Source organism: Lampropedia aestuarii (genome assembly GCF_004803635.1).
Classification (GTDB): Bacteria; Pseudomonadota; Gammaproteobacteria; order Burkholderiales; family Burkholderiaceae_C; genus Lampropedia; species Lampropedia aestuarii.
The window spans coordinates 225,230-243,884 of sequence record NZ_SSWX01000003.1 but is presented as its reverse complement, the minus strand read 5'-3'; the positions used below and the strand labels follow the sequence as shown (position 1 = coordinate 243,884).

Below are 18,655 nucleotides of genomic sequence, written 5' to 3'. Positions count from 1 at the left end.
TACACGTGGGTGTCTATTCTCAATCCGCCAAGGAAACTTTACAATCGCATTGCGACTGGACAATTTGTCAAATGGAACTTGACACACCTACCACCACCCTGCTCAGAGCCTGTTGAATCGCGTTAGGCATAAGCAGCACTTCTGTGCTGAGGCGCATTGCACGTGCACTTCCACCTCTTTTTGCTGCCGTCACAGCCTGCAGCAATGCGGCACGGTCAAAAGCGTGCGAGCACGGCTCGCACGCGGGCTTTACACGGCCTTTGAAAGGGCGCGCAGATGCGCCAGTCAGCTAGACGCTGCCTGCAGTCTGGCCACCGGAAGACTGCGGGTTTTTTTGCTGCGCCGACGCGCCAGAAAAGATGCGCCGCACCAATAAGAAAAACAGCGGCACAAAAAATATAGAGAACAAGGTGCCAGAGACCATGCCGCCAGTCACGGCCACACCGATCTCACGCTGGCTGACTGCCCCAGCCCCAGTCGCGATCGCCAATGGAAAAACCCCGGCCACAAAGGCCAATGAAGTCATCACAATCGGGCGCAAGCGCAGGGTGGCGCCTTCGATCACGGCCTGCATCAGAGGCGTTCCAGCCGCTTGCTTGGCAGCGGCAAACTCAACGATCAAGATCGCATTTCTGGCAGACAGACCAATCGTGGTCAGCATCGCAACCTGAAAGAAGATGTCATTCGCAAAACCAGCAAGCCCCGCTGCAGTGACCGCCCCGATCAAGCCCAGCGGAATCACCAGCAACACAGAAAACGGAATCGACCAGCTTTCATACAAAGCAGCCAGACACAGGAAGATGAAGGCAATCGAGATCAAATACAGCCACAGCGTCTGACCGCCTGCCAACTGCTCCTGGTAGGACAGGCCACTCCAGAGCAAATTAAAACCCGGTTGTTGGTCGACCAGGTTCTGCATCACATCCATTGCCACGCCTGAGCTCACGCCCTGCACCGCCGAGCCTTGCAATTGAAGTGCGGGCAAGCCATTGAAGCGCTGCAGCATTTGCGGCCCCATTTGCCAATCGCTGGAGGCAAAACTAGAGAAAGGGGCCATCGATCCAGACGCACCCCGAACATACCAATTGTCCAGATCTTGCGGCACTGAGCGATAAGGGGCATCGGCTTGCAAATACACCCGTTTGACACGGCCTCGGTCAATGAAATCATTGACATAAGAGCCTCCCCATGCAATGGAGACTGTGCTGTTGATATCGGCTTGCTCCAACCCCAATGCACTGGCTTTGCGCTGGTCAATGTTAATTTGCAGCTGCGCCTTGTCTTCCAAGCCGTTCAAACGCACTGCCGTAAGCCGTGCATCGGCATTGGCGCTGCTCAGGACCTCGCGTTGGGCATTGAGCAATGCCTCCCGTCCTGCGTTGGTGCTGTCTTGCAGCCACATCTCAAAGCCACTGGACTGCCCCAGCCCGCGCACCGTTGCAGGCGCGATCACTTGCACCCGGCCCTCACGCATCGATCGAAAATGCGCATTCGCACGTGCGATGATGCTTTGGGCCGTGTTGTCCGAGCCTTTGCGCAAATCCCAATGTTTGAGATCCACAAACGCCATGCCAACGTTTTGACCGTTGCCAGCGTTGTTGCGGCCCATGATCATGAAAACCACATTCAGATTGTCTTTTTCTTCCGTCATGAAGTAGTCGGCAATGGCGTTGCCAACACGCGTGGTCTCAGACAAAGGGATGCCAACGGGCGTGGAGAACTGCACAAGCACTGCGCCCTGGTCTTCGGTGGGAAGAAAGCCGGTGTTCATGCGCATGTATTGCCAGCTCAGCAGCGTTGTAATACCCGCAAAAATCAGCATGAACACCACTGGCCTGCCAAGCACGACCGACAAACCACGCTGATAGCGCGCCTGACTGCGCTCAACGCCGCGGTTGAACCAGCGAAAGAAACGCCCTTTGGGGCGCTCTTGGTTGGCCGGCTTCAACAGTGTTGCACACAGCGCTGGTGTCAGTGTCAACGCCACCAGAACGGACAGCACCATTGCCGAGACCAGGGTCACCGAGAACTGGCGGTAAATCATGCCGACCGAGCCACCAAAAAAGGCCATCGGCAAGAACACCACCGAGAGCACCATAGCGATGCCCACCAAGGCACTGGAAATCTCGCGCATCGAGATCAAGGTCGCCTCCTTGGGACTCACGCCTTGCTCGTGCATGACTCGCTCCACGTTTTCAACCACCACAATGGCATCATCAACCAGCAAGCCGATTGCCAGCACCATCGCAAACAGCGTCAGTGTGTTGATGCTGTAACCCAGCGCTGCCAACACTCCAAAAGTGCCCAGCAACACCACTGGCACGGCAATCGTTGGGATCAGCGTGGCGCGCCAGCTTTGCAGGAACAAAAACATCACGATAACGACCAGCACAATTGCCTCTGCCAAGGTGGTTATCACGCTTTGAACAGAGGCTTCGACAAACGGTGTACTGTCGCGCGGAAAGGCCACGTTCAAGCCAGCGGGCATATCGCTGCGCAGGCGTTCGATTTCGGCTTTGACGCGCTCGGCTGTCGCCAGTGCATTCGCTCCGGATGCCAGCTGGATCGACATACCCATGGCAGGCTTGCCATTGAGCTGGGCAAAAGTCTGGTAGCTCTCCGCCCCCATCGCCACTCGCGCCACATCACGCAGCAACACCACGGCGCCACTGGGATCACTGCGCAAAATGATATTTTCAAACTGCTCGACTGTCTGCAGGCGCGACTGCACAGTCACGGTGGCATTGAGCACCTGGTCGTCCAAGGTCGGCAGCCCGCCCAATTCACCGGCTGTGACCTGGATGTTTTGCGCCAGGATGGCGCTGCGCACATCGCTGGGCATCATCGCGAAGCTATTGAGCTTGAAAGGATCAAGCCAGATGCGCATCGCATACTGCGAGCCATAAACCGTGATCTCGCCCACCCCATCGATGCGGCTGATCGGGTCTTGCATGTTACTGGCCAGGTAATCTGCGATGTCCGTCCCTGACATGGTGGCAGTCTCATCGTACAAAGCCACCACCATCAGGCTATCGCCTTGCGACTTGGTCACCGTCAGGCCCTGCTGCTGGACTTCTTGTGGCAAGCGACTGATGGCCTGGTTGACCGCATTCTGGACCTGGACCTGTGCGGTATCCGGATTGGTGCTCTGTTCAAAACTGAGGCTGATGCGTGCCTGGCCGTTGGAGCTGCTGGTTGAAGAAAAATACAGCAAACCATCAATGCCTTTGATTTGCTGCTCCAGCACCTGTATCACGCTGTCTTCTACCGTTTTCGCTGAAGCACCAGGATAAGTCGCAGAGATATTGACGCCTGGCGGGGCAATATCCGGATACTGTTCAACCGGCAGTGTGAAGATCGACAAAGCGCCTATGGCCATCACGCAAATGGACAACACCCAGGCAAAAATGGGGCGAGCGACAAAAAAACGAGCAAGCATGGCAAATCCTTAGCGCTGGGCAATGGGTTGAATGAACACACCTGCGCACAGACCTTGCACGGTCGTTTGATTCTGTCGTAGCAACGTATGCGGCCATTCGCCGTTGCTTGCCACTGGCCAAGGCGACACATGGGAGCCATGTGGCGCCTGCATCGCGTAGCGCAACCAATCGGGTGTGAGCCGCCACGCCATCGCATATACAAATTGATTATTTGACATTTTTAATAACTGCTGATTAATAAGTTGACACAGACAGTGGCCACGGATTGTTGCTACATGGCGCAAAGCGATCCATAGGCAAAGTCCAGCCAGAAAGTAGATAGATTGGTGACGCAGTGGCAAGAATTGGTGCTGCATACGATACAGATGGCCGCCATACACAATTGCAAATCCACGCGATAGCTACCGTTATCGCGTGGATTCACGCCTTGCCTGGCGCTGATTGTGGTCATGCTGATCTGTTCAATGAACCTCTTTATTCATCACACCAACGAGCTTGTGTAGGCCGCTCTAAAACGCCTTACCCCAAGCCCTATGCCTCAAGTCTGAGGTATGCCTGCTTTTATTTAACGATTAATTGATATTTTTTTTACTTTACAGTAAAGTAAAAATACTATGAGTCGAGTTTATCAAAAAAAATTCCATAAGCACCCTGGCCGTCCGATGCATGCGCGCGCAGAATTAGTAGCCTGTGCACGTGAGCTATTCATTGAACAGGGTTTGGACATTAGCCTGGACACCATTGCCAGCAAAGCGGGGACTACGCGCCAAACACTCTATAACCACTTCACCAGTAAAACGCTGTTGTTAGCAGAAGCCTTGGAAAGCATCCAAGGCGACTTGGAGGCCCCATTTATAAATGCTTACAAGCACCACTTGGCGCTGGATCAACGCCTGCTGGAAATGGGCCGTGCCATCCAGCTGCACTTCTACGATCCACGCGTGATCCAATTGCAGCGCCTGCTGATTCTTGCATTGGTACAAATGCCTGAGGTCCTGCCCGACTGGCAGCAACGCCGCACCGGCCATGCCAGTGCCATGCTCACAAGCGCCTTGGCGCAGGAGCAGGCACGAGGCACGATCCATATTGAGCAGCCCGAACACGCAGCCAACGCCTTTCTTGGTGCGGTAATGGGCCCGATGTACCCCGGCGTGCTGCTTGGAGACAAAGTGCCAAGCGCGCCAGAGCTGGAGCGTTTGAATCAGGAGGTGTGCAGAACGTTCATGCGCGCCTGGTCAGCCCAAACCAGCACTGCATGCGCTGTCTGATAAAGACCCTCCTCAAGCCACACGCGAACAGACAGCCAATAGGAGTTCGGCCTGAACACGCCAGCACCGCAGCCCCATCACCGGCGAACACAACAGACACCGGCAAACGACTGCGCAACTCTTGAGCCGCCAGTCATTGCACGATCTTTGTCATAATGCCTACTGACAAAAAAGGCACGGAAAAAAGTACCAACAGGATGTAAGAGCCTGATCATCCATGGGCTGCAACAAGCGCCTTGTGCGGCCTCGTTGAAGCCTTGCGCGACTGCAGTGAACATGCACGAAAGAGCGACAAGGTGGGCATCGCGCCAACAGCGCACCATCCAAGGCAGGTCCACTTATCCAATTTTTTCAGGGCATTGCAAGGGCTCTCAACCGCATCTTTTTTCTTTTCACACCACAGCACTCCAACCCATGTCTTTGCGCCACCATATTCTTGTTGTTGAAGATGACTTCGACATGCGTCAACTCATCGCGACGTTTTTACAGAACGCGCAATTCAATGTCAGAGTCGCAGACAACGGCCAAGCCATGCGTGAGGCCTTGCTACAGGGTCCGACCGATTTGATCGTCATGGACTTGATGCTGCCCGGCGTCGATGGACTGGACCTGTGCAAAGAGCTGCGCAGCCATGCCAGCTACGCCCATATTCCCATCATCATGCTAACGGCTCGCAGCAGCACCCTTGATCGCGTGCTGGGACTGGAGCTGGGGGCGGACGATTACCTGGCCAAGCCTTTTGAGCCGGTGGAGTTGCTGGCGCGCATCAAGGCGGTGCTGCGCCGTAGCCCACAAGAGCAGCTCCATGCGTTGCCAAGCGGCGCAGCAACGGACGCCGATGAGACGCCAGCGACCTATTACTTCGAGGGGTGGCAGCTCAATACCAGGGCCAGGCAAATGCACTCACCCGATGGCGTGGTCATCAGCCTGGCCAACTCGGACTACCAGATCCTGCAATTGCTGCTCAGCCGTCCACACCGCCCAATCAGCCGCGATGAGCTGCTGGAGCACGCCTTTGGCCGAGAGCGCTCGCCCAATGACCGCACGGTCGATGTCTGCGTATCCAGGCTGCGCGGCCACTTAGAGTCCGATAGCCGCCAGCCCCGCATGATTCGCACCATTCGCCACGAAGGCTATATGTACAACGGCGAATTGCCACGTGCCACCAGCCACACGCCTTCGCCCCTGCCGCTGCATCCGCCAACGCCTTGAATCCAGCGCGCGTGTAGCACCTAAGCGCCATGACTACCCATCCCAATTTTTCGGCCCTGCAGCACCGCTTCTCGTGGCTGTGGCCCGACTCGATTTTTGGACGCATGGTGCTGGTCTTGGTCGCCGGCATGTTGGCCGCGCAATTTCTCACCAGCAGTATTTGGCTCGGTGTGCGCCATGCGCAGTTGCTTGAAGCGCCAACACGCCTGGCGGGCCAGCGCATCGCAGATATTGTGGAGCTGCTCGACGGCGGCTACCCTTATGACGAAGCGATGGAGCTGGCCTCATACCTTGGCCAGGATGCCGAAATCCGCCATCAGCCCGAGCCCGAGCCACCGCGACGCTCACAACGGGCACAATCGACTGCCAAATTGCTCGAGCGGGTCTTCCATGAACGTATCCCGGATGCGAGGCAAGTGCAGCTGCTGGATATGGCCTTACTCGACAGTCGAGGACGCAATGCCGACTGGTTCACGCTCTCGGGCTTTAACCCCTTGACCGTGGTCTACACCATGCAGCTGGAATATGCGCCTGGCACGTGGCTGCATGTCACCTCGCAAGTGCGTCCAGGCTGGCAAGAAGGCAATCCACTGCAAGTCATAGGCGATTTGATTTGGCGTGTGTATGCAATCCGCATTCTGATTGTCGTGGCTCTGGTGGTGCTGGCCGTCAGGTGGGTGGCCGAGCCTTTATCGCGGCTGGCCAAAGCGGCTCAGGGTCTGGAGCGCAATGTGACAATGGCCACCCCCCTGAGCGAACAAGGCCCGACTGAAGTGCGCCATGCCGCCCATGCGTTCAACCAGATGCAAAAACGCATCGTCATGCAGCTGGAAGAGCGCGACCGTTTTCTGGCCGCAGTCTCACATGACCTGCGCACACCGATGGCACGCATGCGCTTGCGACTAGCCCTGCTGGATGCCAGCAACCATGCCAGCAGCATTGAAAAGCTGCGCGCCGATCTGGATGATATGCAGTCCTTGGTGGAGAGCACGCTGAGCTATCTCCAGGCTGAGCAACATGCGACTGCACTGCAAAAAATTGACCTGGACTCCTTGGTCAGCAGCCTGTGTCAGGACCTGCAAGAGCTTGGCCACGACATTGCGATCAGCGGCAGCACCGGCGCCCCGATTGAAGCCGATAGCCTCAGCCTTAAACGCGCATTGGGCAATCTACTGGAGAATGCGCTGCGCTATGGCCACCACGTTGAAGTGGTGCTGGAAGGCACGCCAACGCACGCCAGTGTGACGGTGCTCAACCAGGGCCCTGGCATCCCTGAGGCGCTGCTCAACTGCATAACCCAGCCGTTCATACGGGGCGAGCCCTCGCGCAACCACAGCACTGGAGGCTACGGTTTGGGACTGAGCATAGTGGAGGCAATCGCCCGCAGCCACCAAGGCCGATTGCGCATGAGCAACCGCCCCAATGCGGGCGGCGTCAGTGCCTGCTTGCAACTGCCGCGCCGCCGCAAGCCCCCACCCAAGGCATAGGGGTGAAGCCAAGGCCCCCAAGCGCAAGCGGCCTCAATAGCCCTGACCGTTGCACGACACTGCAACGCCAGGCAGCGCAAGCCAGAGGCCAATGCGACAATGGCGCGCTTGCACATCGCCTTGGCACAACTGCCTTTGAACAGGCTCTTAGAACCGTGCGCACAGGCGAGCAAGATGATGAGCAACCCATTAACCCATAAGGAGCACCCATGTCACAAGTCACCCTCAAAGGCAACCCCGTTGAAGTCGCCGGCAATTTCCCACAAGTTGGCCAAAAAGCCCCTGCGTTCTCGCTGGTCGCCAAAGACCTGGCCGACACCACGCTGGAGCAATTTGCTGGCAAACGCAAAGTGCTGAACATTTTCCCAAGTGTGGACACGCCTACGTGCGCCACGTCTGTGCGCACATTCAACCAGGAAGCCAATGACTTGAACAACACCGTAGTACTGTGCATTTCGGCCGACCTGCCATTCGCGCAAAACCGCTTTTGCGGCGCTGAAGGCCTGAGCAATGTGGTCAGCCTGTCGACCATGCGCGGCGCGCAATTCCTGCAAGACTACGGCGTCGCCTTGCGTTCTGGCCCACTGGCTGGTCTGGCCGCTCGCGCAGTCATCGTGCTGGATGAAAACAACACCGTATTGCACAGCGAATTGGTCAGCGAAATCGCCCAGGAGCCGAACTACGCTGCTGCCAAAGCCAGCCTGGCTTAAGCGCAAGCGCACCCTGGCTTTGCAACAAGCCAGGGGCGACAACAACCGGTGAAGCAGGCAGTGCCAAGCGGCATAGCGCACATTGCACACCCGCTCTGCCCTGCAAGGCCCAGCGCCCTGATGGGCCCCACCTCAGTCCACGCCAGCCAACGCGCAAAGCCTTGCCGCGGCTGGCACCGCCTGGCAACGCAGCAGACAGGTTCGCTCGCTGACAGCCCCCTTTTACAGTGCAAACGGCGGTGGCCACCTCTGGTGTTGGCGTATGTCTACGCCGCCTCGTGCTGCGCCAGCAGCAGCGCATGCGAGCGCACATCAGCCGGCCATGACGCCATGCATTGCTGTAGCCGATCAAGATCATTGGCAAACAGCGCCCGACTGGCCTCTTCAAACCCTGGCAAATCACCCGCAATGGTTTGCATGAAGTAGTAGCTGCGCTCTTGCGCCTTGCGTTGGCGATCCTTGTCGCTGCCGGCGCGGCGCGCCTCTTCGACCAATTTTCTCAACGCCACCGAAGCGCCACCAGGCTGCATTGCCAGCCATTCCCAGTGGCGAGGCAACAAGGTCACCTCGCGGGGCACCACGCCTAATTTGGGTCGCCCTCGCCCGCGGGGTTCGGCATCCTGTGCCGTTTGTTCTGCTGGGCTTGCTTGGACGCGAGTCTTGGCCTGCACCATGCCCGCTGCGAGCAATCGCTCCAGCACGGCCTCATCAGAGCCGCGCGTGTCGATATCGAGCGTACGCCCCGTCGCATCATCAAAGACCAGGACCGCATCCGCATCGCGGCTCTCACGGGCGTGTTTGACTGCAAGCGCATTCGCTTGCAGGCTGCCTGTTGCAATGCGCTGGTACCCCGCAAAGCTGGTGTAGGTGGGCGGATATATTTCTGTTGAATCACTGGTGGTGATCATGGCTATCTTTCAAAAAATGGTTGGTTTGTGCAATCTGCAATACCACGCGTTGTCTGCCTGCTTGGCCTGCGCCAATGACACCGCTGCAACCCATACCGGCGGTTCGCAGAAGAATTCGCGTGAACAAACAAATAATACCCGGATAAAATTAACTCGTCAATTTAATCCGGGTAAAATATCCGAACAGCCATATACACCACCAGGCTTAGCGCCTGTTCACCATCTCCACGCAGTCACCCAACGCACAAAAAGAGGCAGTGAAAGCCCCTGTTGCCGCTCGTACCTCTTTGTGATCAGCCTGCTAGGCATAGGCCCATGAAAAAAGCCCTGTTGAGCGGCAGCGCAACAGGGCTTGGCAATCGCACAGCGACCATGCGCTGGGCAGTGACTCACTGGTAAACAGTCAAAGCCCCGTCCATGATGTGCACGCCTGTCAAGCGCTGGTGCGCGCGCAAGGCGTAGCGGTCGGTCATGCCTGCAATGAAATCCGCAACGACTCGCGCCTGTTCATCCTGACTTTGTGCCTGGGCAGCGCGCACTGCAAAATCAGCGGGCATGTCCTGCTGCGCTGCAAAGTAATACGTAAACAGCGCTTGAATGACTTGCTTGGCACGCCCCGTGGTGTCTTCAACCACCGGGTGGCGGTAGAGATTGGCAAACAAAGCACGTTTGAGCTCGACGGCCTGCTGGTGCATGGCGTCACTGAAGCGCACCAGCAGCGGCAGACGGCGCACGGCGTCGGCACTGTCCGGTGCATGCGCACGCAACTGCGCTTGCGTGGTCTCAATCACATCGTAGATTTGCGCGCTGAGCATTTCACGCAAGGTCGCATACAACCAGCGCTTGGGCGCGGCTTGCAAGTGCGGGTGTTGCGCCAGTGTGGCGCGGCGGTACACAGAAAACAGCGGCACCTCTTCAAGCTGGGCCTCGGTCAACAAACCCGAGCGCACGCCATCATCAATGTCGTGGGCGTTGTAGGCAATCGAGTCGGCCAAATTGCACAGCTGGGCTTCCAAGCTCGGGCTGGGTTGCGAGGGGTCGAGAAAGCGCCGCGCAATGCCGCCGGGCTCACGGGCTTCAATCAAGCGGGCATTGGTTGCCGAGGAGTGCTTGAGAATCCCTTCGCGGGTTTCGTAAGTGAGGTTCAAGCCATCGAAATCGGCATAGCGCTGCTCCAGCACATCGACCACACGCAGGCTTTGCATATTGTGCTCAAAGCCGCCGTAGTGGCGCATGCAGTCGTGCAAAGCGTCCTGCCCCGCATGGCCAAATGGCGTGTGACCCAAATCATGGGCCAGTGCAATGGCCTCGACCAGGTCTTCATCCAAGCCCAGTGGCCGCGCGATGGAACGGGCCACTTGCGCGACCTCCAGCGAGTGCGTCAGCCGGGTGCGGAACATGTCCCCTTCGTGGTTGAGGAACACCTGGGTTTTATAGACCAAACGCCGAAACGCCGAGGAGTGCACGATGCGGTCGCGGTCGCGCTGAAACTCACTGCGCGTCGGCGCTGGTGGCTCAAACACGCGCCTGCCACGGGTGTGTGAGGCATCGCTGGCATAGACCGCCAAAGCAGACTTGCGCATCTCAGAGATGGGCGTTGAGTAGCTCGGCCACCGTCGCATCATCGACCTTCTCGGTGACGGCCTTGCCTGCGGGCTTGAGCACGACAAAGCGGATCGCGCCACCCTGGGATTTTTTGTCCACACGCATCAAATCCAGGTAGCGCTGCGCGTTGTTGTGGGTGTCCAGTACCGGCGCTTGCACCGGCAGGCCTGCACGCTGCAGCAAAGTGACCAGGCGTGGATGGAATTGTGCGTCCTGCACATAGCCGAGTTTGGTTGACAGCAAGCTGGCCAGCACCATGCCGGCAGCAACCGCGTGGCCGTGCAACCATGCACCATAGCCTTTGCCGGCCTCGATCGCATGGCCAAAAGTGTGTCCAAAGTTGAGAATTTCACGCAGGCCACTCTCTGTCTCATCCGCACTGACAACGGCGGCTTTGATCTCGCAACTGCGGCGCACTGCATAACGCAACGCATCCACATCCTGGGCAACCAAGCGCTCTACGTTGGCTTCCAGCCAATCAAAAAACGCCATATCATAAATTGGGCCGTATTTAATGACCTCGCCCAAGCCTGCGCTCAACTCAGCAGGCGGCAGGGTTTTGAGCGTATCCAGATCACAAACGACCAGCTTGGGCTGGTAGAACGCGCCAATCATGTTTTTGCCCAGCGGGTGGTTGATCGCTGTTTTGCCACCGACCGACGAATCGACCTGCGCCAGCAAAGTCGTTGGCACCTGCACAAACGGCACGCCCCGCATATAGGAGGCAGCAGCAAAGCCGGTCATATCCCCAATCACCCCGCCACCCAAGGCGAACAACACGGTTTTGCGGTCGGCCGCATGGGCCAGCAGTACATCAAAAACCTGGTTCAGCGTTTCCCAGTTTTTGTACTGTTCGCCATCGGGCAACACCACTTCCAGCACTCTGGGGTAATGCGCCAGCAAACGTTGGCGCAGAGCTTGCGAATACAGCGGCGCAACGGTCTCGTTGGTCACAATCACGGCACTCGTGCCTTTGGGCAAGAGGGTCAGGGCTTGCTGCCACAGGCTCTCGCCTTGGCCAATCAAAATCGGGTAGGAGCGCTCGGCCAGGTCAATCTTGACGACATCAAGAGCGTGGAGATCAGTGGCTTGTTCAGGAGAGGCGATGGTCATATTAGAAGGAAGATGGGCAATTCAAATGCGAGGATTCGCTGCTGCTCATGGGCACTTGAGGCTCAATGCCATGTCCCTGCAAGGCTTGCTGGATGCTTTGCAGCACTGCACGCATGCCGGTATCAGCGGCAATGCGGTGGTCGGCCACGCCGCAGTAGAGCGGATGGCGCACTTCATACAGCTCCTGCAAGCGCTTGAGCGGATCGGCGACCTGCAACAGCGGCCGCGTGCGGTCGTTGCGCACACGCTTGAGCAGCATTTCAGGCTTGGCCGTCAAATACAGCACATGGCAGTGGGTGCGCAACTGGGCGCGGTTTTCCTCGCGCAACACAATGCCACCGCCGGTGGAGAGAATCAAGGGCTCAGTGCGCGCGACTTGCTGGGCCAGCACACGCGCTTCCATGTCCCGAAAAGCGGCTTCGCCCATGCGCTCAAAATACTCGGCAATGCTGCAGCCAATAAACTCTTCAATCGCATGGTCCAAATCGACAAAAGGCCGAGCATAGACTCTTGCCAACTTGCGCCCAATCGTGGTCTTGCCGATCGCGGGCATACCAATCAGGGCAATGTGCGGCGTTGCTGTTCTCATTCAACTGGTTCTTTTTTCTTGAATTGATGTATGCAGCCATCATGCCATGGCTTGGAGCCTGTTCAGAATCTCTGCGCAGTCGCGCAAGGCACTCAATGAGGCAATGCAAGGCACCTGTTGTCGCACTTTCGTCTGTATGAGCAAAACGGGCAACGCAGTCATGCGCTTTTTTGCGCCTTGTCTTTTGGGCTTCAACACGGCTGCACAGAGATTTTTGAACAGGCAACTTAGATGCCCGTTCATCATCTCCGCGCTGGCATTGGCCCCAAGCCACACTCGCATCAACACAAGCAACACACAACGCACATCCACCAGGCCCGCGTGTGCAATGCGGCCGCAGGCCTGGCCAGCGCAAGCGCGCTTAGGCAGGCACGGCTTCAACGCTGGCGGCCGCCTCAGGCAGCAGGCGTGCCACCAAGGCCCCTTCAACCGGCCCCTGCACAGGAATCCAGACACGCAGCGGATTGCCCGAAGCCACATCGATGGCTGCGCCGTCTTGGTTTTGCATGTTTTCCAGTTTCACGTAGCGGTTGCCTGTGGGGTGGATGATCTCCAGCGTATCGCCAACCGCAAAGCGGTTTTTGGTTTCCACCTCGACCCAACCATCGGCGCGCACGCCACGCACCTCGCCCACGAACTGGCTGCGGCTGGCCACCGAGTGGCCGGTTTCGTAGTTTTGGTAGTCATTGGCCGGACGGCGCTCCAGCAAGCCGCCGGTGTAGCCGCGGTTGGCCAAGCCTTCGAGCTCGGTGATCAGTGCAGGATTGAACGGGCGGCCCGCGACAGCATCGTCAATCGCGCGGCGGTACGCCTGTGCGGTGCGCGCAACGTAATACAAGCTCTTGGTGCGGCCTTCAATTTTGAGCGAGTCAACACCAATTTTGGTCAGCTTCTCGATATGCTCAATCGCGCGCAAGTCCTTGCTGTTCATGATGTAGGTGCCATGCTCATCTTCCATGATCGGCATCAAGGAGCCTGGGCGACCGATCTCTTCAATCATGTAGACCTGGTCGGCCTTGGGATGGCGCTGGCCATCGCCGCAGGCAGAAAACGCCTTATCGCTCTCTTCTTGCTGGTGCTGGAAGTTAAAGCCTGAGTCCATCTTCTCCACGGCCAGCGCTTCACCGGTATTGGGGTCGACTGCCGCATCATGGGTTTTGTAGTCCCAGCGGCAGGCATTGGTGCATGTGCCCTGGTTGGGGTCGCGGTGGTTAAAGTAGCCCGAGAGCAAGCAGCGGCCCGAGTAGGCAATGCACAAAGCGCCATGCACAAACACTTCGATTTCCATGTCTGGACAATCCTGGCGAATTTGCTCAATTTCTTTCAGGCTCAATTCGCGCGACAAAATAATGCGCGAGACACCGACTTTTTGCCAAAACTTGACGGTGGCCGAGTTGGTCGTATTGGCTTGCACCGACAGGTGGATTGGGATGTGCGGCCATTTTTCATGCACTTGCATGATCAAACCAGGGTCGGCCATGATCAGGGCGTCGGGATTGAGGTTGATCACCGGCTCAATATCGCGCAAGTAGGTGCGCACTTTGTCGTTGTGGGCCAGCAAGTTGCTGGTGACAAAGAATTTTTTGCCCCGCGCATGCGCCTCTTCCACACCTTGCTTGAGTTGCTCAATCCCAAAAGCATTGTTGCGCGCACGCAAGGAGTAGCGTGGCTGGCCTGCATAGACCGCGTCGGCGCCAAAGTCGTAGGCAGCGCGCATTTTTTCCAGCGAGCCCGCTGGCAATAAGAGTTCGGGGCTAAAAGTCGTCATGATTTATCTCGTAGTGGCATGCTTTGGCAGGCACGGGGTTGCCAGACACACCGCATGAGCGGCCTGATCAAGCAACAAGCCATCGAAGTGGCTACAGCATCAAAAACCGCAATTATCCCAGTCTGGCGCCAACCTTTCCAGCCCCTTGTCAAAAAGCCCGCGATTCGCATCGCCTACGCCCAAGCTATATACACAACACATATGACATGAGAGCACGCCAGAGCAGATAACGCCAGGCTGCAACGGCAATCAGCCAGGCTTGCCTCAGAGCCTGCTCAACACAGCCACAGCCGCTGTCAATACCGCTGATACGCTCTGCCAATCAATGCTTGCGCGGCGCCCCGCCCTATGGACGATCAAATATTTTGCAAATAACGCAGCATTCTGCCAAAACTCGCCCAAAAGTCCTATACAATGCGGCCTTCGCTTCTTCAGGCGCGTAGCTCAGTTGGTTAGAGCACCACCTTGACATGGTGGGGGTCGTTGGTTCGAATCCAATCGCGCCTACCAATGAATTGTGTGATTTTTCGGAAAATGTCCAAAAACACGCACACATTGGTACATGCAAAGCCGCACATGCACAGTGCGGCTTTTTTGTTGCCGCATTGCTTTCGCCCCTAGGCCATTCAAGCCTCCGGCTTTGCAATGTGCAGCTGGTCGATGCACAGGCATGACCAGCCCACATCTCAAAAACCTGGGTAGGCACCCTCCATGGGGCCAGCCGATCGGCTACACGGGCCCGGTGACACCCACTTCCTGAACGCGACTGCCGGCAAGGCCAGAGTCGCACCACTTGCTCAGACCTGAACCTGCAACCGCTCAGCTGGATATTGCAGCATGAATGCCTGCGCATCGGTAGCAGGATTCAACCAGTCACGGTAAGCCCCCATCGGCAAAATCACCACCATGCGCTTCTCATCTTGGGGCTTGTGAAAATGGCGCATGAATGCATGGTCGTCCGCATTCACGGTCAGCATCGTAAAACTCAGCTTGTCCTGCCATTGCGACCACAGGCCCGCAATGCCCATCGGGTAGCCATCGGCCCTGGCAATCGCTGTTGATTGGGCTTTGCCGCCTTGCCACTGCGGTTCGTAAATGGCTTCGGCGGGAATAATACAGCGCTGGCCACGCAACCAGGCATCGCGGAATGAGGGCCTCTCGGCCACGGTTTCGCTGCGAGCGTTGTAGGTATGGCGCCCAAATGTGCTGTCCTTGGCCCAGTGCGGCAGCAGGCCAAATTGCCCCAGCTGCACCCGCCGCGAGCCTGCGCCATCGGCGACGATGTAAGCACTCTCATAGGTCGGCCAAATATCTGCACGCACACCATCGGGCATGGCGGCCTTGAAAAACTGGGCCATCCGGTTGGCATCGGTGACCGACTTAAAGCGACTGCACACGCGAACACCCTCCTTCACACAACAATGCAGCTTATCAGCCACTGGAGTACGGCGTTCAACCGCACCAGCACCCTTAAAGCCTGTTCAAAGTCTCGACGCAGTCGCGCAAGGCACACAAAAGAGGCCGTGCAAGGCGCCTGCTGCGCGCATACGTCTGTATGAGCAAAACGGGCAATGCGGTCTGCGTAAAGAATCGCAAACAGGTTCTTGAATGCAAAAAGACCACTGTAGGGTGGTCTTTTTGCTGTGCAGTGCGGCGTGTACGCCGCACCCTGCCCTTTAATCGGGCGCAGGTATTAGGCTTTTTCGGCCAGCTTCTGCCAAGTCGCCACCACGCTGTCCGGGTTCAGCGAGATCGAAGAAATGCCTTCTTGGGCCAGCCATTCGGCAAAGTCTGGATGGTCGCTAGGGCCTTGGCCGCAGATACCCACGTATTTGCCCTTGGCCAAGCAGGCAGCAATGGCGCGTGACAGCATGAATTTCAATGCCGGATCACGTTCGTCAAAGTCAGCTGCCAGCAATTCCAAACCGGAGTCACGGTCCAGACCCAAAGTCAGCTGGGTCAAGTCGTTGGAGCCGATAGAGAAGCCGTCAAAATACTCCAGGAATTGCTCAGCCAAGATCGCATTCGATGGCACTTCGCACATCATGATCAGGCGCAAGCCATTCTCACCGCGCTTCAAGCCATTTTTCGCCAGCAGCTTCTCCACCGCAGCGGCCTGGCCCAAGGTACGCACAAATGGCACCATGATTTCGACGTTGGTCAGGCCCATGTCTTCACGCACACGCTTCAAGGCTGCGCATTCCATCTCAAAGGCTTCACCGAAGTCTTCGCTGATGTAACGGGTCGCACCACGGAAGCCCAGCATGGGGTTTTCTTCTTCTGGCTCATAACGGCTGCCACCAATGAGTTTGCGGTACTCGTTGGATTTGAAGTCTGACAAACGCACGATGACTGGTTTTGGCCAGAACGCGGCAGCAATAGTGGCCACGCCTTCGGTGACCTTGTCGACGTAGAACGCGCGTGGTGACGCATGGCCACGGGCCACGGACTCAACCGCCTTCTTCAGATCAGCATCGATATTCGGGTAGTCCAAAATCGCTTTTGGATGCACACCGATATTGTTGTTGATGATGAACTCCAAACGCGCCAGGCCCACGCCTTCGTTCGGCAATTGCGCAAAATCAAAGGCGAGCTGGGGGTTGCCCACGTTCATCATGATTTTGGTGTCAATTTTGGGCATTGTGCCGCGCTGCACTTCGGTCACTTCGGTTTCCAGCAGACCGTCGTAGATCTTGCCGGTATCGCCTTCCGCGCAGCTAACGGTCACCAAGGCGCCGTCTTTCAGACGGGCGGTGGCGTCGCCTGTACCGACCACGGCAGGAATACCCAATTCACGCGCGATGATCGCAGCGTGGCAGGTACGGCCACCACGGTTGGTGACGATGGCGCTGGCGCGCTTCATCACCGGCTCCCAGTTCGGGTCGGTCATGTCGGTCACCAGCACGTCACCGGGCTGGACTTTGTCCATCTCGGCAATGTCAGACACCAAGCGCACTGGGCCTGTGCCAATTTTCTGGCCAATCGCACGGCCTTCGGACAGCACATTGCCAGAACCCAGCAGCTTGTAGCGCTGCTCGGCCTTGCCTTTTTGCTGGCTTTTCACGGTTTCTGGACGCGCTTGCAAGATGTACAGCTTGCCATCAGTGCCATCACGGCCCCATTCAACGTCCATCGGACGGCCATAATGCTCTTCGATCACCAAGGCGTAGCGGGCCAATTCGGCAATGTCTTCGTCGCTCAGCGCGTAGCGGTTGCGCAGCTCGGCTGGCACATCGACGGTTTGCACCAGCTTGCCAGTGGCCGCTTTTTCTTCAGGTGTCGCAAACACCATCTGAATCAGCTTGGAGCCCAGATTGCGGCGAATAATCGATTTCTTGCCGGCTTTGAGCGCTGGCTTGTGCACGTAGTACTCGTCAGGGTTCACTGCGCCTTGCACGACCGTCTCGCCCAGGCCATAGCTGGCGGTGATGAACACCACATCTTCAAAACCGGATTCGGTATCGATCGTGAACAGCACGCCTGCAGCGCCTGTATCAGAGCGCACCATGCGCTGCACACCCACGGACAAGGCCACGACGTCGTGCGCAAAGCCTTTGTGTACGCGGTAGCTGATCGCGCGGTCGTTGTAGAGCGATGCAAACACTTCTTTGGCCTTGGCCAAAATGTCGTCGATACCGACCACGTTCAGGAAAGTCTCTTGCTGACCGGCAAACGATGCGTCTGGCAGATCTTCAGCGGTAGCAGACGAGCGCACCGCAAACGAGGCCTGGTCATTGCCTTCGGACAGCGTCGCAAACGCTTCACGAATGGCTTTTTCCAGCTCTGGTGGGAATGGCTGGGATTCAACCATATGGCGAATCTCGGCACCGGCTTCAACCAGCGCGCGCACATCGTCCACATCCAAAGCGGCCAGGCGTTGGCTGATTTTCTCGGCCAAGCCGTTGTGCTTGAGGAATTCACGGAACGCATGGGCGGTGGTGGCAAAGCCGGTTGGCACACGCACGCCTTGCGGCAATTGGGAGATCATTTCGCCGAGCGAGGCGTTCTTGCCGCCTACGACCTCGACGTCGCTCATTCTCAGATTTTCAAACGGTACGACCAGGGCGGTCGCATCAAAACGTTCAGACATGGGAAGACTCCAGAAGTAAAAAACCGGCATCGACTCCAAGCACTCCAGACCGCCTGCGTGGGCCTGCAAATGTGTGGGTCGCGTCTTCCCCGCTTCGCTATAAATAGCAAGCTGCGCTTTGGTTGTTCTTGAATGTGATCAGCAAGCCACATATCGAGGGGGGAAGCAAATATTGGTGCAGAAGGAGGTAAAGGACGGCTCACACCAGTCTGGCGCAGGCCGTGGTACTGCTCTCTCATGCTGACTACAAGGTGTTTTGACACTCACATGAGCGCCCATTCCAAACGGGCCCGGCAGACAGCTGGCAGATTATATCCCTCGATCTGAGCGCTTGCAGCAGCGCATACATTTCATCAAAAAAAGAAACAATTGACGATTGAGCGGTCCACCAACAAAGCCCACGGCAGGATCTCCATGGGCTGCACCAAGCGGCAACAGGCGGCAACAGGCGCCTTGCCTTGCCGC

General features: G+C 57.4%; 13 protein-coding genes and 1 tRNA gene. 5 read left to right on the top strand and 9 right to left on the bottom strand.

All coding sequences use genetic code 11. From position 1 onward, the window contains the following. Positions 1 to 289: 289 nt before the first annotated feature. Complete coding sequence (locus E8K88_RS03790; RefSeq protein WP_136405313.1) at positions 290 to 3,439, bottom strand: efflux RND transporter permease subunit; 3,150 nt, start codon at positions 3,437 to 3,439, stop codon at positions 290 to 292. A gap of 9 nt (positions 3,440 to 3,448) precedes the next feature. Further along, positions 3,449 to 3,658: a hypothetical protein gene (locus tag E8K88_RS03785; protein ID WP_136405312.1), complete on the bottom strand. Its 210-nt coding sequence runs from the start codon at positions 3,656 to 3,658 to the stop codon at positions 3,449 to 3,451. A gap of 396 nt (positions 3,659 to 4,054) precedes the next feature. On the opposite strand from E8K88_RS03785, the gene E8K88_RS03780 reads away from it, so the two are divergent. From E8K88_RS03780 to tpx, 4 genes are all read left to right on the top strand, one after another. Continuing rightward, a complete protein-coding gene (locus E8K88_RS03780; RefSeq protein ID WP_136405311.1) occupies positions 4,055 to 4,708 on the top strand; it encodes a TetR/AcrR family transcriptional regulator in 654 nt (217 codons plus the stop codon). Positions 4,709 to 5,122: 414 nt separating this feature from the next. Then, positions 5,123 to 5,920, top strand: coding sequence for a response regulator (locus tag E8K88_RS03775; RefSeq protein WP_136405310.1), 798 nt, complete (start codon positions 5,123 to 5,125; stop codon positions 5,918 to 5,920). Positions 5,921 to 5,949: 29 nt separating this feature from the next. Next, positions 5,950 to 7,407, top strand: a complete 1,458-nt coding sequence (locus E8K88_RS03770) for an ATP-binding protein (protein ID WP_136405309.1) — start codon at positions 5,950 to 5,952, stop codon at positions 7,405 to 7,407. 209 nt (positions 7,408 to 7,616) lie between these two features. After that, complete coding sequence (gene tpx / locus E8K88_RS03765) at positions 7,617 to 8,117, top strand: thiol peroxidase (protein ID WP_136405308.1); 501 nt, start codon at positions 7,617 to 7,619, stop codon at positions 8,115 to 8,117. Positions 8,118 to 8,383: 266 nt separating this feature from the next. Here the strand turns inward: tpx and E8K88_RS03760 are convergent, their stop codons facing one another. The 5 genes from E8K88_RS03760 to trhP form a co-directional block, all read right to left on the bottom strand. Then, positions 8,384 to 9,025, bottom strand: a complete 642-nt coding sequence (locus tag E8K88_RS03760; protein WP_136405307.1) for a DUF2239 family protein — start codon at positions 9,023 to 9,025, stop codon at positions 8,384 to 8,386. Positions 9,026 to 9,414: 389 nt separating this feature from the next. Beyond that, positions 9,415 to 10,608: a deoxyguanosinetriphosphate triphosphohydrolase gene (locus E8K88_RS03755; protein WP_136405306.1), complete on the bottom strand. Its 1,194-nt coding sequence runs from the start codon at positions 10,606 to 10,608 to the stop codon at positions 9,415 to 9,417. Position 10,609: 1 nt separating this feature from the next. Continuing rightward, positions 10,610 to 11,743, bottom strand: a complete 1,134-nt coding sequence (gene aroB, locus E8K88_RS03750; protein WP_136405305.1) for a 3-dehydroquinate synthase — start codon at positions 11,741 to 11,743, stop codon at positions 10,610 to 10,612. A gap of 1 nt (position 11,744) precedes the next feature. Then, a complete protein-coding gene (locus E8K88_RS03745) occupies positions 11,745 to 12,332 on the bottom strand; it encodes a shikimate kinase (RefSeq protein WP_136405304.1) in 588 nt (195 codons plus the stop codon). A gap of 361 nt (positions 12,333 to 12,693) precedes the next feature. Continuing rightward, positions 12,694 to 14,100: a prephenate-dependent tRNA uridine(34) hydroxylase TrhP gene (gene trhP, locus E8K88_RS03740; RefSeq protein WP_136405303.1), complete on the bottom strand. Its 1,407-nt coding sequence runs from the start codon at positions 14,098 to 14,100 to the stop codon at positions 12,694 to 12,696. Positions 14,101 to 14,533: 433 nt separating this feature from the next. Here trhP and E8K88_RS03735 point away from each other — a divergent pair. Continuing rightward, positions 14,534 to 14,610: transfer RNA gene (locus tag E8K88_RS03735), tRNA-Val, on the top strand. A gap of 287 nt (positions 14,611 to 14,897) precedes the next feature. Here E8K88_RS03735 and E8K88_RS03730 read toward each other — a convergent pair. Further along, positions 14,898 to 15,497, bottom strand: coding sequence for an SOS response-associated peptidase (locus tag E8K88_RS03730; protein ID WP_136405302.1), 600 nt, complete (start codon positions 15,495 to 15,497; stop codon positions 14,898 to 14,900). Between the two features lie 296 nt (positions 15,498 to 15,793). Next, entirely contained in the window at positions 15,794 to 18,190 is a 2,397-nt protein-coding gene (ppsA, locus tag E8K88_RS03725) for a phosphoenolpyruvate synthase (RefSeq protein ID WP_136405301.1), read from the bottom strand. Positions 18,191 to 18,655 lie beyond the last annotated feature (465 nt).

Bases quoted from the DNA above. Each gene is read 5' to 3' on its own strand.
- E8K88_RS03790 (WP_136405313.1), bottom strand. From the start codon at position 3,439: ATGCTTGCTCGTTTTTTTGTCGCTCGCCCCATTTTTGCCTGGGTGTTG.
- E8K88_RS03785 (WP_136405312.1), bottom strand. From the start codon at position 3,658: ATGTCAAATAATCAATTTGTATATGCGATGGCGTGGCGGCTCACACCC.
- E8K88_RS03780 (WP_136405311.1), top strand. From the start codon at position 4,055: ATGAGTCGAGTTTATCAAAAAAAATTCCATAAGCACCCTGGCCGTCCG.
- E8K88_RS03775 (WP_136405310.1), top strand. From the start codon at position 5,123: ATGTCTTTGCGCCACCATATTCTTGTTGTTGAAGATGACTTCGACATG.
- E8K88_RS03770 (WP_136405309.1), top strand. From the start codon at position 5,950: ATGACTACCCATCCCAATTTTTCGGCCCTGCAGCACCGCTTCTCGTGG.
- tpx (WP_136405308.1), top strand. From the start codon at position 7,617: ATGTCACAAGTCACCCTCAAAGGCAACCCCGTTGAAGTCGCCGGCAAT.
- E8K88_RS03760 (WP_136405307.1), bottom strand. From the start codon at position 9,025: ATGATCACCACCAGTGATTCAACAGAAATATATCCGCCCACCTACACC.
- E8K88_RS03755 (WP_136405306.1), bottom strand. From the start codon at position 10,608: ATGCGCAAGTCTGCTTTGGCGGTCTATGCCAGCGATGCCTCACACACC.
- aroB (WP_136405305.1), bottom strand. From the start codon at position 11,743: ATGACCATCGCCTCTCCTGAACAAGCCACTGATCTCCACGCTCTTGAT.
- E8K88_RS03745 (WP_136405304.1), bottom strand. From the start codon at position 12,332: ATGAGAACAGCAACGCCGCACATTGCCCTGATTGGTATGCCCGCGATC.
- trhP (WP_136405303.1), bottom strand. From the start codon at position 14,100: ATGACGACTTTTAGCCCCGAACTCTTATTGCCAGCGGGCTCGCTGGAA.
- ppsA (WP_136405301.1), bottom strand. From the start codon at position 18,190: ATGTCTGAACGTTTTGATGCGACCGCCCTGGTCGTACCGTTTGAAAAT.